Source organism: Auraticoccus cholistanensis (assembly GCF_009742705.1).
GTDB lineage: Bacteria > Actinomycetota > Actinomycetes > Propionibacteriales > Propionibacteriaceae > Auraticoccus > Auraticoccus cholistanensis.
Genome location: NZ_WPCU01000010.1, coordinates 584,023 through 598,114, shown reverse-complemented (window position 1 = coordinate 598,114; position 14,092 = coordinate 584,023). Strand labels below are relative to the sequence as shown.

13 protein-coding genes are annotated in these 14,092 nt (G+C 73.8%); 7 read left to right on the top strand and 6 right to left on the bottom strand.

Features of this window, described 5'->3' with window-relative positions:
- Nucleotides 1-17: 17 nt before the first annotated feature.
- The 3 genes from GC722_RS16275 to GC722_RS16265 are packed head-to-tail and all read right to left on the bottom strand — an operon-like array spanning nt 18 to nt 3,036.
- The gene (locus GC722_RS16275; RefSeq protein WP_197430221.1) at nt 18-851 is read right to left on the bottom strand and encodes a carbohydrate ABC transporter permease; all 834 of its coding nucleotides are present in this window, start codon (nt 849-851) and stop codon (nt 18-20) included.
- The gene (locus GC722_RS16270) at nt 848-1,744 is read right to left on the bottom strand and encodes a carbohydrate ABC transporter permease (protein ID WP_197430220.1); all 897 of its coding nucleotides are present in this window, start codon (nt 1,742-1,744) and stop codon (nt 848-850) included. The genes GC722_RS16275 and GC722_RS16270 overlap by 4 nt, the downstream gene beginning before the upstream one ends.
- On the bottom strand, nt 1,741-3,036 hold the full coding sequence (locus tag GC722_RS16265) for an ABC transporter substrate-binding protein (RefSeq protein ID WP_231747894.1): 1,296 nt from the start codon (nt 3,034-3,036) through the stop codon (nt 1,741-1,743). Before GC722_RS16265 ends, GC722_RS16270 begins: the two co-directional genes overlap by 4 nt.
- 146 nt (nt 3,037-3,182) lie before the next feature.
- Between GC722_RS16265 and hemW the strand changes: the two genes are divergently transcribed.
- Together hemW and GC722_RS16255 are read left to right on the top strand one after the other, a co-directional pair.
- The gene (gene hemW, locus GC722_RS16260) at nt 3,183-4,412 is read left to right on the top strand and encodes a radical SAM family heme chaperone HemW (protein ID WP_331714971.1); all 1,230 of its coding nucleotides are present in this window, start codon (nt 3,183-3,185) and stop codon (nt 4,410-4,412) included.
- Nucleotides 4,413-4,479: 67 nt separating this feature from the next.
- On the top strand, nt 4,480-5,352 hold the full coding sequence (locus tag GC722_RS16255) for a DUF3097 domain-containing protein (protein ID WP_331714970.1): 873 nt from the start codon (nt 4,480-4,482) through the stop codon (nt 5,350-5,352).
- A gap of 39 nt (nt 5,353-5,391) precedes the next feature.
- On the opposite strand, the gene GC722_RS16250 is transcribed toward GC722_RS16255, so the two are convergent.
- A complete protein-coding gene (locus tag GC722_RS16250; protein ID WP_156611819.1) occupies nt 5,392-6,489 on the bottom strand; it encodes a M20/M25/M40 family metallo-hydrolase in 1,098 nt (365 codons plus the stop codon).
- A gap of 169 nt (nt 6,490-6,658) precedes the next feature.
- Between GC722_RS16250 and GC722_RS16245 the strand changes: the two genes are divergently transcribed.
- The 5 genes from GC722_RS16245 (at nt 6,659) to GC722_RS16225 (ending at nt 12,312) form a co-directional block, all read left to right on the top strand.
- Nucleotides 6,659-7,387: a hypothetical protein gene (locus GC722_RS16245; protein ID WP_156611817.1), complete on the top strand. Its 729-nt coding sequence runs from the start codon at nt 6,659-6,661 to the stop codon at nt 7,385-7,387.
- Nucleotides 7,384-8,055 (top strand): MurR/RpiR family transcriptional regulator, encoded by a 672-nt coding sequence (locus tag GC722_RS16240; protein WP_331714969.1) that lies wholly within the window; start codon nt 7,384-7,386, stop codon nt 8,053-8,055. Before GC722_RS16245 ends, GC722_RS16240 begins: the two co-directional genes overlap by 4 nt.
- The gene (gene menC, locus GC722_RS16235; RefSeq protein WP_331714968.1) at nt 8,052-9,206 is read left to right on the top strand and encodes an o-succinylbenzoate synthase; all 1,155 of its coding nucleotides are present in this window, start codon (nt 8,052-8,054) and stop codon (nt 9,204-9,206) included. The genes GC722_RS16240 and menC overlap by 4 nt, the downstream gene beginning before the upstream one ends.
- A gap of 71 nt (nt 9,207-9,277) precedes the next feature.
- Entirely contained in the window at nt 9,278-10,711 is a 1,434-nt protein-coding gene (locus GC722_RS16230) for a Na+/H+ antiporter NhaC family protein (protein ID WP_156611814.1), read from the top strand.
- Complete coding sequence (locus GC722_RS16225) at nt 10,708-12,312, top strand: N-acyl-D-amino-acid deacylase family protein (protein ID WP_197430219.1); 1,605 nt, start codon at nt 10,708-10,710, stop codon at nt 12,310-12,312. Before GC722_RS16230 ends, GC722_RS16225 begins: the two co-directional genes overlap by 4 nt.
- A 3-nt stretch (nt 12,313-12,315) precedes the next feature.
- Here the strand turns inward: GC722_RS16225 and GC722_RS16220 are convergent, their stop codons facing one another.
- Both GC722_RS16220 and GC722_RS16215 read right to left on the bottom strand, forming a co-directional pair.
- Nucleotides 12,316-13,149, bottom strand: coding sequence for a carbohydrate ABC transporter permease (locus tag GC722_RS16220; protein WP_331714967.1), 834 nt, complete (start codon nt 13,147-13,149; stop codon nt 12,316-12,318).
- Nucleotides 13,146-14,090 (bottom strand): carbohydrate ABC transporter permease, encoded by a 945-nt coding sequence (locus GC722_RS16215; protein ID WP_156611812.1) that lies wholly within the window; start codon nt 14,088-14,090, stop codon nt 13,146-13,148. Before GC722_RS16215 ends, GC722_RS16220 begins: the two co-directional genes overlap by 4 nt.
- Nucleotides 14,091-14,092 lie beyond the last annotated feature (2 nt).

The following is a 14,092-nucleotide window of genomic DNA, read 5'->3' as shown; positions in this document are numbered from 1 at the left end:
CCGCTCCTCGGGCGGGGTCAGCGCAGCCCGGTGGTGGCCAGGCCCTGGACGAACCAGCGCTGGAACAGCAGGAACAGCAGCACCAGCGGCGTGACGCTCAGCAGCGTCATCGCCATCAGCGCGGGGTGGTCGGTGGAGTACTGGCCCTGCAGGAACTGCAGCCCGATCGGCAGCGTGTACAGCGCGGGGTCCCTCAGCACGACCAGCGGCCAGAGGAAGTCGTTCCACTGGTACATCAGGCTCAGCAGCACCAGCACCGCCAGCAGCGGGCGGCACAGCGGCAGCACCACGCTGACGAAGACCCTTCCCGGGCCGGCGCCGTCGAGGCGGGCGGCCTCCAGCAGCTCGCTGGGGACGGCCAGCATGAACTGGCGGGCCAGGAAGATGCCGAAGGTGGCCGCCGCCCCCGGGACGATCACCGCCCAGAAGGTGCCGACCAGGCCGAGCCCGTTGACCAGCCGGAACTGCGGCACCAGGATCGCCTGGGTCGGGATCATCAGGGTGGCCAGCAGCAGCCAGAACAGCGGTGTCCGCCCGCGCCAGCGGAGCTTGGCGAAGGCGTAGCCGCCGACCACGCTGACGGTGACGCCGAGCACGGTGGTGATCAGGGTGACGGTGAGGGAGTTGACGAACCAGGTGCCCACCGGCCAGGCGGCGAAGACGCGGCGGAAGTTGTCCAGCGTGACCGACTCCGGCCACACCTTGAGGGAGCGGGGGAAGGTGCCGCGGTCGGCGAAGGCGGTCACCACCATCACCCACAGCGGAAACACCATCACCACGGCGACGACCACCGCGACCACGGTCCGCAGCGCCCGCCCGAGCCGGTCGCGGCGCCGCCGCGGCCCGCTCACGCCGCCTCGTCCCGGGTCCGGCTGGCGCGCCACTGCAGCAGGGTGAAGACCAGCGTGAAGACGAAGACGACGAGGCCCAGAGCGGCCCCGTAGCCCTGGTCGCGGGCCGGCCCGAAGGCGGTGTCGTAGGCGTAGGTGCCCAGCACCTCCGTCGCCGAGCCCGGCCCGCCACCGGTCAGCACGAAGACGGTGTCGAAGACCTGGAAGGAGTAGATGACGCTCATCACGAGCAGGAAGAAGGTGGCGGGTCCGAGCAGCGGCCAGGTGATCCAGCGGAACCGCTGCCAGCGCCCGGCCCCCTCCACCTGCCCGGCCTCGTGCAGCTCCACCGGGACGGCCTGCAGCCCGGCCAGGTAGATGATCATGGTGAACCCGACCCGGACCCACAGCGTGATGAGCACGACCGAGGCGAACGCCGCCGGCCCGGACGACTGCCACGACACCGGGGGCAGCCCGAGCGCCGCGGCCAGCGTCTGCAGCACGCCGGTCGTCTCGTTGAACAGCAGCGTGCCGATCAGCCCCACCGCCACCCCCGAGATCACCAGCGGCAGGTAGACCACCGTCCGGAACAGCGCGCGGGCCGGCAGCACCGAGTTCATCAGCAGCGCCAGCGCCAGACCGAGCGCCATGCTGCCCGGGACGGTGACGGCGGTGAAGAGGGCCGTGTTGAGCACCGCGCGGGCGAAGACGGGGTCGGCGAGCATGGTGGCGTAGTGCTGCAGCCCGACCCAGCTGACCGCGCCGCTGAGCGGGGCGATGTCGGTGAAGGAGTAGACGCCGGCGAGCAGCATCGGCAGCACCAGGAAGGTGCCCGCCAGCAGCAGGGCCGGGGCCGCGAAGGCGGGACCCTCCCGGTCCCGCCCCACCGCGCTCGGCCGGGCGGCCCGGCTCACCGCAGCGCCTGCGCGAGCGCCTCGTCGAGGGCCTGCGCGGTGGCCCCGGCCTCGCGGCCCTGCAGGAACATCGTCTCCAGCTCGTTCCCGAGCAGGGTGTTGATCCGGGCGAAGGCCGGCACCGTCACCTGCGCCACCTGCTCGGGGGTGATGGTGGTGGCCTGCTCGACGAAGGTCCCCATCAGGTCCGGGCGGACCTCGAAGTCGAGCTCGGTCTGGGTCAGCGAGGTCAGCGTCGGCAGCTGCCCGGTCGCCTCGCAGTAGGTGCGCATCGGCTCCTCCTGGGCGATGAAGTCCAGGAAGCGCAGCGCCGCCTCGGTGTGCGCCCCCTCGGCGGCGGCCACGATGGCGTTGCCGCCCAGGTCGGAGGCGGCGCGGACGTCGCGGGGCATCGGCAGCACGCGGTACTCGAAGTCCACGCCCGCGTCGACGGCCGGCAGCACGAAGTCGCCCACGAAGGCCATCGCGGCCGCGCCGGCGACGAACTCGTCGCCGGCGTAGGTGGTGGACTTCGTCGAGCTGTTCCGCGCCACCCACCCCTCGGTGTAGAAGCTGCGGGTGAACTCCAGCGTCCGGCGGCCCTGGGGGCTGTCGACCGCCGGGGCGAGCAGGTCCTCGGTCAGCAGCCGGCCGTCGGCCTGGAACAGCCACGACAGCCAGCGGTAGGCCCCGGCCGCCTGCCAGTTGTAGATGAAGGGCACCTGCTTGCCCTTGGTCACCCCGGCGAGCCGCTCGGCGACGGCGGCGAACTCCTCCCAGCTCCAGGCCTCCTCCAGCGACGCCGGCACGTCGCGGATCCCGGCGGCCTCGAAGGCGTCGGTGCGGTACAGCACGGCGCTGGTGTCGATCTGGTGGGGGACCCCGTAGGGACGCCCGTCGGCCACGACGCCCTGGTACAGGCCGGGCACGAACTGGGCGGCCCGCTCGGCGGTGAACGTCCCCGAGACGTCCAGCAGCACCCCCTGGCTGGTGTACTGCCCGATGTCGATGTAGGAGACCCGGAACAGGTCGGGGGGTGTGCCGGCCTGGAAGCGGGAGTCGATGTTGGTCTGGATGCTGGCGTAGGGGACGGTGTCGGTCCGCACCACCACGTCGGGGTTGGCGGCGGTGAAGGCCGCGATCAGGGCGTCGAAGGCCGCCTTCTCGGCGTCGCCGGACCAGTTCACGAAGGTCAGCGTGGTCTGCTCGGGCGCCTCCTGCGACGGTGTCCGCCCCGTCAGGCCGGCGCAGCCGGCGAGGGAGGCGGTGGCACCGGCGGCGGCGCCACCGATCAGCTGTCGACGGTTCAGCATCATGGCTCGTCCTCCCGGGCGCTGTGCAGGGTCTGCAAGGCCTCCGGCGCGTCGTCGCGCGGACCCGTCGAAGGGTGCACCGGGGGAGTACCCGCTGCGACCGCGGCGACTCCACCCGGCTGGGCGTCTGGACGTAGGTTGGGCCGGTGCCCTCCCAGCTGCCCGACGGCGACCCCGTCCCCGCCGACGGCAGCCTGCCCCCCTCGGCGCTGGCGGAGGTGCCCGCGACCCCGCTGGGGATCTACCTGCACGTGCCCTTCTGCGCCACCCGTTGCGGCTACTGCGACTTCAACACCTACACCCCGCTGGAGCTCGGCGAGGGCGCGGCGGGTGCGCCCTCGGGAGCCACCCGGGCCGGCTACGTGGACGCCGCGCTGGCCGAGCTCGAGCTCGCCGCCCGGGTGCTCGGCCCCGACGCGCCACCGGTCAGCACGGTCTTCGTCGGCGGCGGCACCCCCACGCTGCTGCCGCCGGACGACCTGGGCCGGCTGCTGGACGGCGTCCGCAGCCGCTTCGGTCTGACGCCCGACGCCGAGGTGACCACCGAGTCCAACCCGGAGTCGGTGGACGCCGACGGGCTGCGCCGGCTGGTCGGGCACGGGTTCAACCGCATCTCGTTCGGGATGCAGTCGGTGCGCCCCCACGTGCTGCGGGTGCTGGACCGGGTGCACTCGCCCGGCCGGCCCCAGCAGGCCGCCCGGGAGGCCCGCGAGGCCGGCTTCGGCTCGGTCTCCCTCGACCTCATCTACGGCACCCCCGGGGAGAGCCTCGAGGACTGGCGGGCCAGCCTGGAGGCGGCCCTGGAGGGCGGGCCGGACCACGTCAGCGCCTACGCGCTGATCGTGGAGGAGGGGACCCGGCTGGCCCGGCGGATCCGCCGCGGCGAGGTGGCCATGACCGACGACGACGACCTCGCCGACAAGTACCTGCTGGCCGAGGAGGTGCTCACCGGTGCCGGCTTCAGCGCCTACGAGGTGAGCAACTGGGCCCGCACCCCCGACCACACCAGCCGGCACAACCTGGCCTACTGGCGGGGCACCAGCTGGTGGGGGATCGGCCCGGGCGCGCACAGCCACGTCGGCGGCGTCCGCTGGTGGAACGTCAAGCACCCGGCCCGCTACGCCCAGCTGCTGACCGCCGGCACCACCCCGGCCGCCGCCCGGGAGGTGCTCACCGCCGCCGACCGCCGGGTCGAGCAGGTGATGCTCGGCCTGCGGCTCGCCGAGGGGCTGGACGCCGCGGTGCTGACCGCCGGCGAGCGGGCCCGCGTCCCCGACCTGGTGGCCCGCGGGCTGCTCACCGGGACCGACCGGCTGCGGCCCACCCTGCAGGGCCGGCTGCTGGCCGACGGCCTGGTCCGCGACCTGCTCGACTGACCCCCGGGCCAGGGCGCGCCGACGCTCCTTCGCCGGGGAGCGGAGGTCCGTGACCTAGGCTCCTCGGGTGCCTCGACCGACGAACCGCTACGGCTCCGACGTCCTGCGTCCCGGCTGGCAGCAGCAGGGACGCAAGACCTCCACCGACCAGGTGCTCAGCGTGGGGATGGTCGTCGAGGACGCCGCCTCGGGCTTCTGCGGGGCGGTGCTGCGCTGGGAGAACGGCATCGTCGTGCTGGAGGACCGTCGCGGCAAGGTGCGCAGCTTCCCCCTCGGGGCGGGGTTCCTGCTCGAGGGCCAGCCGGTGGCGCTGCGGGCGCCGTCGCGCTCGACCGGGGCGGGGGCGGCCCGGGGCGCCACCCACACCGCCTCCGGCTCGCGGGTCGGGCCGCGTCGCCCCGCCCGGGTGGCGCTGCCCAGCCGGATCTACGTCGAGGGCCGCCACGACGCCGAGCTGGTGGAGAAGATCTGGGGCGATGACCTGCGCCACGTCGGCGTGGTGGTGGAGTTCCTGGGCGGGATCGACGACCTGCCGGCCGTGGTGGAGCAGTTCGCCCCCGAGCAGGGCCGCCGGCTGGGCGTGCTGGTCGACCACCTGGTCCCCGGCTCGAAGGAGTCCCGGATCGCCGAGCAGGTCTCGGCCGGCCGGTTCGGGCCGTGGGTGATGGTCAACGGGCACCGCTTCATCGACATCTGGGAGGCGGTCCGGCCCGAGCGGCTCGACATCGACGCCTGGCCCACCGTGCCGCGCGGCGAGGACTGGAAGAGCGGGGTCTGCGCCCGGCTGGGCTGGCCGCACCGGGACCAGGCCGACATCGCCCGCGCCTGGCAGCACGTGCTGGGCCGGGTCCGCAGCTGGAACGACCTGGACCCGCGGCTCAACACCGAGGTCGAGAAGCTGATCGACTTCGTGACCGCCGACCACCTCGAGACGGAGTAGCCCGCTCCGGCGCCCGGTGCCGGGCCGGGGCCGCCGGGCTCAGGCCAGCGCCAGCAGCAGCTCGGCCACCAGCCGGCGCCGCTGCTCCAGGGCCGCCACCTCGAACTGCTCGTGCTCGGCGTGCGCCCCGGCACCCCAGGGGCCCAGACCGTCCAGGGTCGGCACCCCCAGCGAGCCCGTGGTGTTGGTGTCGGCGCCGCCGGCCGCGGGCGCCGGGTCCAGCTCCACGCCCAGCACGGCGGCCACCCGCAGCGCGGTGGTGAGCAGCTCGTCGGACCCGGCCGGCACCCACGCCGGCCGGGAGCTGAGCACCTCGACCTCCAGCCGTGCCCCGGCCCGCACCGGTGCCATCGCCCGCACCGCGGCCATCACCTCCTGCTCCACCGCAGGGTCGGCGAAGCGCAGCCCGATCTCGGCCTCGGCGGCGTCGGTGACCACGTTGGTGCGTCCCGGGGCGGTCAGCGAGCCGACGTTGCACAGCACCCCGGGGCGGTCCACCAGCGCCCGCAGCCGCACCAGCTGGTCGACCAGCTCGTCCACCGCGGAGATCCCCGAGCCCGGGTCCAGCGCGGCGTGGGCGCTGCGCCCGCCCACCCGCAGCCGCAGCCGGGTGCTGCCGTGGCGCCCCCGCTTGAGCGGCCCGCCGGGGTGGGGCGACTCGAAGCCGAGCGCGGCGCGGGCGCCCTCGGCCAGCGAGCGCAGCAGCGGCGTCGAGGTCGGCGAGCCCACCTCCTCGTCGGCGACCACCACCAGCCGCACCGGCGGGTGCGGGCGGCCGGAGGCCAGCACGTCGGAGAGCGCCGCCGCGGCGACCACGAGCCCGCTCTTCATGTCGTAGCCGCCGGGCCCGCGGGCCACGCCGTCGGCGACCGTCCAGGGCATCCGCTGCAGCGTGCCGACGGGCCAGACCGTGTCGTAGTGCCCCACCAGGAGCACGGGCGCCGAGTCCGAGCCGTGGCCGTCCAGCTCCAGCACCAGGTGGGTGCCCATCTCGCCGGGGTGCTCGCGCAGCCGCCCGCCCAGCGGCGCCAGCAGCGCGCGGACCGCCTCCGCGGCGGCGGCGAGGGCCTCCAGGTCACCGGTCGGGCTCTCGACCGCCACCAGCGCCGCCACCCGGTCCAGCAGGTTGTCCGTCATGCATCCGTACCTTATCGGCGTGGTGCCGACGGCGACACCTCCTCGCCGTCGGGCACGTGTTCCCCGATTTGGACGGCCGTCCCACAGCGTGGGACGCTCGGGCAGCGAGGTCGCGGCGACCGTCACGACGCGCATACGTTCCGTATCGATGACATCCGAGGAGGGCACGGTGGGAGATCCCACGCTGGTCGAGGTGACCGGCGCCGAGGAGCTGGCCGAGGCCTCGGCGCTCTACCGGCGCGTCTTCGGCTACCTCGACCCCGGCACCGCGCTGAACCCGCGGCTGCTGCTGTCGATGCTGCGCCACGGCGGGATCGCGCTCGGCGCCCGCGACGGCGACGGCCGGCTGGTCGCCTTCGCCTACGGCTGGACCGGGCTCGAGGCGGGACGGCCCTTCCACTACAGCCAGGCGGTGGTGATCTCCCCGGAGTGGCAGTCCCGCGGCCTGGGCCGGCGGATCAAGCACGCCCAGCGCGAGCGCGCCCTGGCCCTGGGGCTGCAGCAGATGCGCTGGTCCTTCGACCCGCTGCTGGCCGTCAACGCCCACTTCAACCTCGACGTCCTCGGCGCGGTCGGCCACGAGGTCGTCCCCGACCTCTTCGGCCCCGGCGAGCACCGGCTGGTGGTGCAGTGGGACCTGCGTCACCCCCGGACGCCGCTGGACGTCCCCGGGCTGGACGACCTCGTGGGCCCAGACCTCGGCCCGGGTGGGGTGGCCGCCGCGGCGGGGCTGCGGCTGCTGGTCGTGCCGGCCCGCCCCCGCCGTGACCCGGGGCTCTCGACCCGGGTGGTGCACACCCTGCAGCAGCAGGCCGCCGAGGGCTTCGTGGCCGCCGGCTGCCGGCGTCTGGACGACGACCGCTCGGTCTACCTGCTGGCCCACCCGGAGGAGCGGTGACCGGCCGCGCCGACGTCCCGCCGCCCGAGGACACCCGGCTCAGCAGCCCCTCGCAGCGCTACGGCGCCCGGCTGGGACGCCCGACCACGGCCGAGGCCCTGCAGCAGCGGGTGGTGGAGCGCGAGCTGGCCACCCTGCAGCGCGGCCTCGGCGACCTGGTCGCCGACGGCTCGGTCCTGCGGGCGGCCCAGCAGGTGGTGGCCGCGCGGCGCCGGGTCGTCGCCGGCGCCGGCAAGTCCTACGCGCTGGCCCACCTGCTCAGCACCGACCTCGGGGTCGGGCTCTCCCAGGTGCAGCTCGTCGACGCCGCCTCCGGCCGCGGTCTGGACGTGCTCACCGACGTCCGCACCACCGACGTCCTGGTGGCGGTGTCGCTGCGCCGCTACCGTCCCGAGACCGCCTCGCTGGCCCGGCTCTTCGCCGAGCGGGGCGGCACCGTGGTGGCCCTCACCGACGCCGCCGACTCGCCCGTCGCGCAGGTGGCCGCCACCGTGATCACCGTCCCCACCACCAGCGCCAGCCACGTCGACTCCGCGACCGCCGTGGTGTCGGTGGCCCACCTGCTGACCACCCTCTCCACCGCCAGCGCGAAGGGCGCCCGTCGCCGGCTGGCGGAGCGGGAGGCCCTCAGCGACCAGCTCGCCCTCTACACCCGGGAGACCCCGTGACCGAGCAGACCACCACCCCGTCGAGCGACGCACCCCTGACCGTGGTGACCGCGGTGCTGCACCGGGTCCGGCTGCCGCTGGTGCACACCTTCCGCACCAGCAGCCACGCCAAGAGCCACCTCGAGCACGTGCTGGTGGAGCTGCACGCCTCCGACGGCACGGTCGGCTGGGGCGAGATCGCCTCACCCAGCGCCCCCTACTACTGCCCCGACACCGTGGGCACCAGCTGGCTGGTCGCCGAGCAGCACCTGCTGCCCACGCTGCTGGGCACCGAGCTGAGCGGCCCCCGCGACGCCTCGGCCACCTGGTCGCGGGTGCGCGGCCACCAGTTCGCCAAGGCCGGTGTCGACGCCGCGGTCTGGACGCTGCACTCCGCGCGCACCGGTCGCCCGCTGGCGGAGCTGCTGGGCGGCACCCGCACCGAGGTGGTGGCCGGAGTCTCGCTCGGCATCGAGGACACCCTCGACGAGCTGCTGGCGCAGGTGCAGCACCACGTCGACCTCGGCTACCCGCGGGTCAAGCTCAAGATCGCCCCGGGCTGGGACGTCGAGCCGGTCCGGGTGGTCCGCGAGGCCTTCGGCGACCTCGCCCTGCACGTCGACGCCAACGGCGCCTACTCCGGCAGCGAGGAGCACCTCGCCGTGCTGCGCCGCCTCGACGACTTCGGGCTGACCATGATCGAGCAGCCCTTCGCCCCCCGGAACTGGCTGACCTCGGCCCGGTTCGCCGCCGAGGTCGACACCCCGGTCTGCCTCGACGAGTCGGTGGAGGAGCTGGACGACCTGCGCACCATGCTGGCCCTGCGCGCCGGCTCGGTGCTCAACATCAAGGTGTCGCGGATGGGCGGGCTGACCGCCGCCGTGGCCGCCCACGACCTGGCGCGCGAGCACGGCGTCGACGTCTGGTGCGGGGGCATGCACGAGTTCGGCATCGGTCGCGCCGCCAACGTCGCGCTCTCCTCGCTGCCCGGCTTCACGCTGCCCAGCGACGTCTCCTCGTGGGACAAGTACTACGCCCGCGACGTCGTGGTGGACGGCGTCCGCGCCGACCGCGGCGTCGTCGCCGTACCCACCCGGCCCGGGGTGGGCTTCGAGGTGGACCCGGACACGCTGGCCGAGCACCGCCTCGACCAGCTCACCCTGCGCGCCTGAGCGCGCGCCCTGCACTGCACTTACTGCACTGCACTGCACAGCACAGCACGTACGACGAGGAAGAGGACGAGATGAGCAGCCCCACGACGGACACCCGTGAGGAGTCCGGCAACGCCTACGAGGTCGTCCTCTCACGGCGACGACGCGCCGTGCTGGGGGTGGTGAGCGGGATCGGTCTGGCGCTGGCGGTGGTCGCCGGCTTCCTGGGGCCGGCTCCCACGCTGTGGGGGCTGCTGCCCATCGTGCTCTACGCGGTGCTCTGCCTGCTCGGGATGGACATCGTGGTGGCCACCGTGGTGGCGCTGGTCAGCGGCCTGCTGGTGGCCCAGCTGAGCCCGCTGGAGACCGGCAACCTGCTGGGCGAGGGGCTGGGCGACTCGATCACCATGATCGGTCTGATCATCGTGCTCGGCGCGGCCACCGGCGAGGTGCTCAAGGTCACCGGGGTGGCGCAGACGATCGTGTCCTGGGTGATGCGGATGGTGGGGGAGAGCTCCCGCACCGCGGTCCTGGTGGGCATGATGCTGGCCTGCCTGGTGCTGGTGGCGGCCCTCGGCACGCTCGCCGGCGCCCTGGCCATCGCCGCCCCGATCCTGCTGCCGATCGCCGCCCGGCTCGGGTTCACGCGCTCGGCCACCGCGGCGGCGCTGTTCATCGGCGGCTGCGCCGGTCTGGCCGTGGCCCCCTTCGCCGGCTCCAACGTCGCGGTGATGACCGCCGCGGAGGTCGGCTACCTCACCTACCTCGGCTACGGCGCCGCGCCGCTGGCCGTGCTGTCGATCGTCTGGGGCGTGGTGGTCGTCCGCTGGATGCAGCGGCGCACCGAGGGCACCGGGGACGACTACGACCCGGCCTCCATCGGCGCCGAGACCACCGAGGTGCCCGCCCGCGCCGGCCGCGCCACCGCGGTGTTCACCGTCGCGCTGCTGGTCAGCGTCGTCTACGCCACCGTGACCGAGGCCGGCACCTCCTTCCCGCTGCTGGCCCTGCCGGTGCTCGGCGTGCTGACCGGCCTGGCCGGCGGGCTCGAGCCCGGCCGCATCCTCTCGGCCATGTACCGCGGCGGCGCCTCGCTGATCAGCATCCTCATCCTGTTCTGGCTGCTGGCGGCGCTGTTCGCCATCATCGACCTGCTGGCCCCCTTCGACGTGGTGCTGGCCGCGGTCGGGGACGACCTGGCCCAGGGCTCGGCCTTCGCCTTCACCCTGGTCGTCGCCGCCCTCGGGTGGGTCGGCGTCCCCGGGGCCACCGCCGCCCAGGTGGTGCTGCTGGACGAGGTGTTCGGCCCGCTGCAGTCCACCCTCGGCGTCTCCGCGGGCGCCTGGGTGGTCACCATGCTGTTCGCCTCCAAGGCCGACACCTACGGGCCCTTCCCCAACGGCAACATGGTCGGCGCGATGGGTCTGGCCCGCTCCACCAACCTGCGCAACATGCTGATCACGGGCTGGGCCGTGCTCGTCCCCGCCTGCGCGATGTACGCGCTGATCCTGTGGTTCACCACGTGAGCGCCGTCACCGCGCGGCAGCCCGAGCTGGTGGTGACCGGCGCGCTGGTGGTCGACGGCACCGGCGCGGACCCGGTGCGGACCGACGTGGCCGTCGCGGGTGACCGGGTGGTGGCGCTGGGTCCCCGGCTCCGCGACACCCGGGGCGCGGAGGTCGTGGCGGCGGACGGGCTGGTGCTCTGCCCGGGCTTCGTCGACCTGCACTCCCACGCCGACTTCACCGTGGGCGCCTGGCCGGCCGCCGACACCCAGCTGGCGCAGGGCGTCACCACCCTGCTCGTCGGCAACTGCGGGTTCAGCCCGTTCCCGGTGGACGAGGCGGGCTGGGTGCGGCGCGCCACCCGCTTCCTGGCCGAGGAGGAGCTGGCCTGGGACTGGGACGACGCCGACGGCTTCGCCCGCGCGGTGGAGCGGGTCCGGCCCGCGGTCAACGTGGCCACCCAGGTGGGGCACTGCACGGTCCGGGCCGCCGTGGTGGGACCCGACGAGCGGGCCGCCACGCCGGCGGAGATGGAGCGGATGGCCGCGGCCGTGCGCGCCGCCGCACGGGCCGGCGCCGTCGGACTCAGCACCGGGCTGATCTACGCCCCCGGCACCTTCGCCGACGAGGCCGAGGTGCGCGCCCTGCTGGCGGTGGCCGCCTCGGCCGGTCTGGTGCACTCCACCCACATCCGCGACGAGTCCGCCGGTCTGGTCGACGCCGTCCGGGAGGCCCTGGACCACTCGCGGGCCACCGGGGTCGGTCTGGAGCTCAGCCACCTCAAGGCGATCGGCCCCGCCTACCACGGCACGGTGGGCACGGTGCTGGACCTGGTGGACGAGGCGGTCGCGGACGGCGTCGACGTGCAGGCCGACGTCTACCCCTACACGGCCACCTCCACCTCGCTGATGTCCCGGCTGCCCGGCTGGGCCCTCGACGGCGGCCCCGAGGCCATGCAGGCCCGGCTGGCCGACCCCGCCACCCGCGCCCGGGTGGCGGCCGCGGTCGAGGAGCGCAGCGGACGGGCCTTCGACCCGGCTGGCGTGGTGCTCTCCTCGGTCAGCCCCGGCCCCTGGGCCTGGGCGGTCGGGCGCAGCCTGGCCGAGCTCGCCGCCGAGCGCGGGGTCGGCAGCACCGAGGTGATGCTGGACGTGCTCACCGCCCACGGCGCCGGGGTGGCGATGGTGAACCACGCCCTGGCCGAGGACGACGTGGTGCAGGTGCTGCGCCACCCCCGGGTGTCGGTGGCCAGCGACGGCTGGGTGCTGCGACCCGAGGGCGAGGGACGGCCCCACCCGCGCAGCTTCGGCACCTTCGCCCGGGTGCTGGCCCGCTACGTCCGCGAGCTGGGCGTGCTGACCCTGCCCGAGGCGGTGCACAAGATGACCGGCCTGCCGGCCCGCCGGATCCGGCTGGCCGACCGGGGCGTGCTGCGTCCGGGGGCCGTCGCGGACCTGGTGCTGCTGGACCCGGACCGGGTGGCGGACCGCTCGACCTTCACCGAGCCCTGGCAGCTGGCCACGGGTGTGGAGAAGGTGTGGGTCGCCGGCCGGCTGGCCTGGAGCGACCAGGCCGTCACCGGCGAGCGGGCGGGACGGCTGCTGCGCCGCCCCGCCCGGTGAGGCTCAGCCCTTCACCGCCCCGCTGGTCATCCCGGCCACGATCTGGCGGTTGAAGAAGATGTACATCACCAGCGGCGGCAGGGTGATCAGCAGGATGTCCATGAAGAGCAGGTTCCACTGGCTCAGCACCTGGCTCTGGAAGTTGTACAGCGTCAGCTGCACGGTGGCGTTCTCGTCGCCGGGCAGGAAGTAGAGCGGACCGGTGAAGTCGTTGAACACCGCGACCGCCTGCACCACGACGACCGTGATCACCACCGGCTTGAGCAGCGGCAGCACCACGGTGAAGAACAGCCGCATCGGCCCCGCGCCGTCGATGATCGCCGCCTCGTCCAGCTCGCGGGGCACGGTCGAGACGAACGCCCGGAACAGCAGCACGCAGAACGACAGCCCGAAGGTGGCGTTGATGAGCACCATGCCGGGGATGGTCTTGAACAGCCCGATGGTCTGCAGCACCCAGATGGTGGGCACCACGGCCGGCGGGACGATCAGCCCGGCCAGCACGAAGAAGTTGACCACCGGGTTCCAGCGGCTCGACCTGCGCTGCAGCACGTAGCCGACCATGGCCGCGACGACGACCATCAGCGCGACGCTGGCCACCGTCAGGATCGTGGAGTTGACGAAGGCCCGCACCACGACGCCGTCACGGGTGGTCAGCACCGCCACCAGGTTGTCCCACAGCGCCCACTCGCTCGGCAGGCTGAACGACAGCAGCGAGGCCTCCTCGGCGGTCTTGGCCGCCGTCACCAGGATGAAGGCGAACGGGACCAGGAAGACCACGACCGAGACCAGCACCGCGACCGCGCCGACGACGACTCCGCGGACCCGTCGCGCCCTCACCGGTCGACCTCCTTGCGGTTGAGCAGGATCGAGACGGGGATCATGATCGCGGTGACCACCACGAACAGCACGACGTTGCCGGCGGTCGACAGGCCGTAGAAGCCGGCCTGGTACTGCTTGTAGATCACCGAGGCGATCACGTCGCTGGTGAAGCCCGGCCCGCCGCGGGTGGTGGCCCAGATGAGCTCGAACGACCTCAGCCCGCCGATCAGCGAGAGCACCACCACCGTGGCCGTCGCCGGGCGGACCAGCGGCAGCGTGATCCGCCGGAACAGCTGCCAGCTGGTGGCGCCGTCGACCCGGGCGGCCTCGTAGTACTCCTGCGGGATGGCCACCAGCCCGGCGATGTAGATCAGGGTGGCGATGCCGACGCCCTTCCACACGTCGATCAGCGCCACCGAGAACAGCGCCCAGGCCGGGTCGGTGAGCCAGCCGGGACCGGTGATGCCGAGAGCGGCCAGCGACTCGTTGACCAGCCCGCCGAAGGGGTCGAGCAGCACCTTGAAGGTGATGCCGATGCCGATGGTGGAGACCAGCACCGGGAAGAACACCACCGAGCGCAGGTAGCCCCGGGCGATGATCTGGGAGGTGAGCAGCAGCCCCAGCGCCAGACCGAGCACCACCTTCAGGGCCGAGGTGACGAAGCCGTAGAAGAAGGTGTTGACGAAGCCCTGCACCAGCTGCGGCTCCTGGAAGAACTGCACGAAGTTGTCGAGGCCGATGAACTCGACGTCGAACAGCGTCCAGCGGGTCAGCGCGAAGTAGAACGAGGCGAAGGTCGGCACCGCGAAGAACACGACGTAGAGCGCACCTGCGGGCAGGTAGAACCACGACGGGTACATCGTGCGGATGCCGCCGCGCCCGTGCCCGGGTGGCTCCTCGAGCCTCGTCGCGCGGGGCAGCGCCGCCACCCGGGCCGCGGACGTGGTGGTCGACGCCATGG

What these genes read in the sequence shown, in the direction of transcription:
- GC722_RS16265 (WP_231747894.1), bottom strand. Translation starts at nt 3,036, where the DNA reads ATGCTGAACCGTCGACAGCTGATCGGTGGCGCCGCCGCCGGTGCCACC.
- GC722_RS16250 (WP_156611819.1), bottom strand. Translation starts at nt 6,489, where the DNA reads ATGACGGACAACCTGCTGGACCGGGTGGCGGCGCTGGTGGCGGTCGAG.
- GC722_RS16230 (WP_156611814.1), top strand. Translation starts at nt 9,278, where the DNA reads ATGAGCAGCCCCACGACGGACACCCGTGAGGAGTCCGGCAACGCCTAC.
- GC722_RS16215 (WP_156611812.1), bottom strand. Translation starts at nt 14,090, where the DNA reads ATGGCGTCGACCACCACGTCCGCGGCCCGGGTGGCGGCGCTGCCCCGC.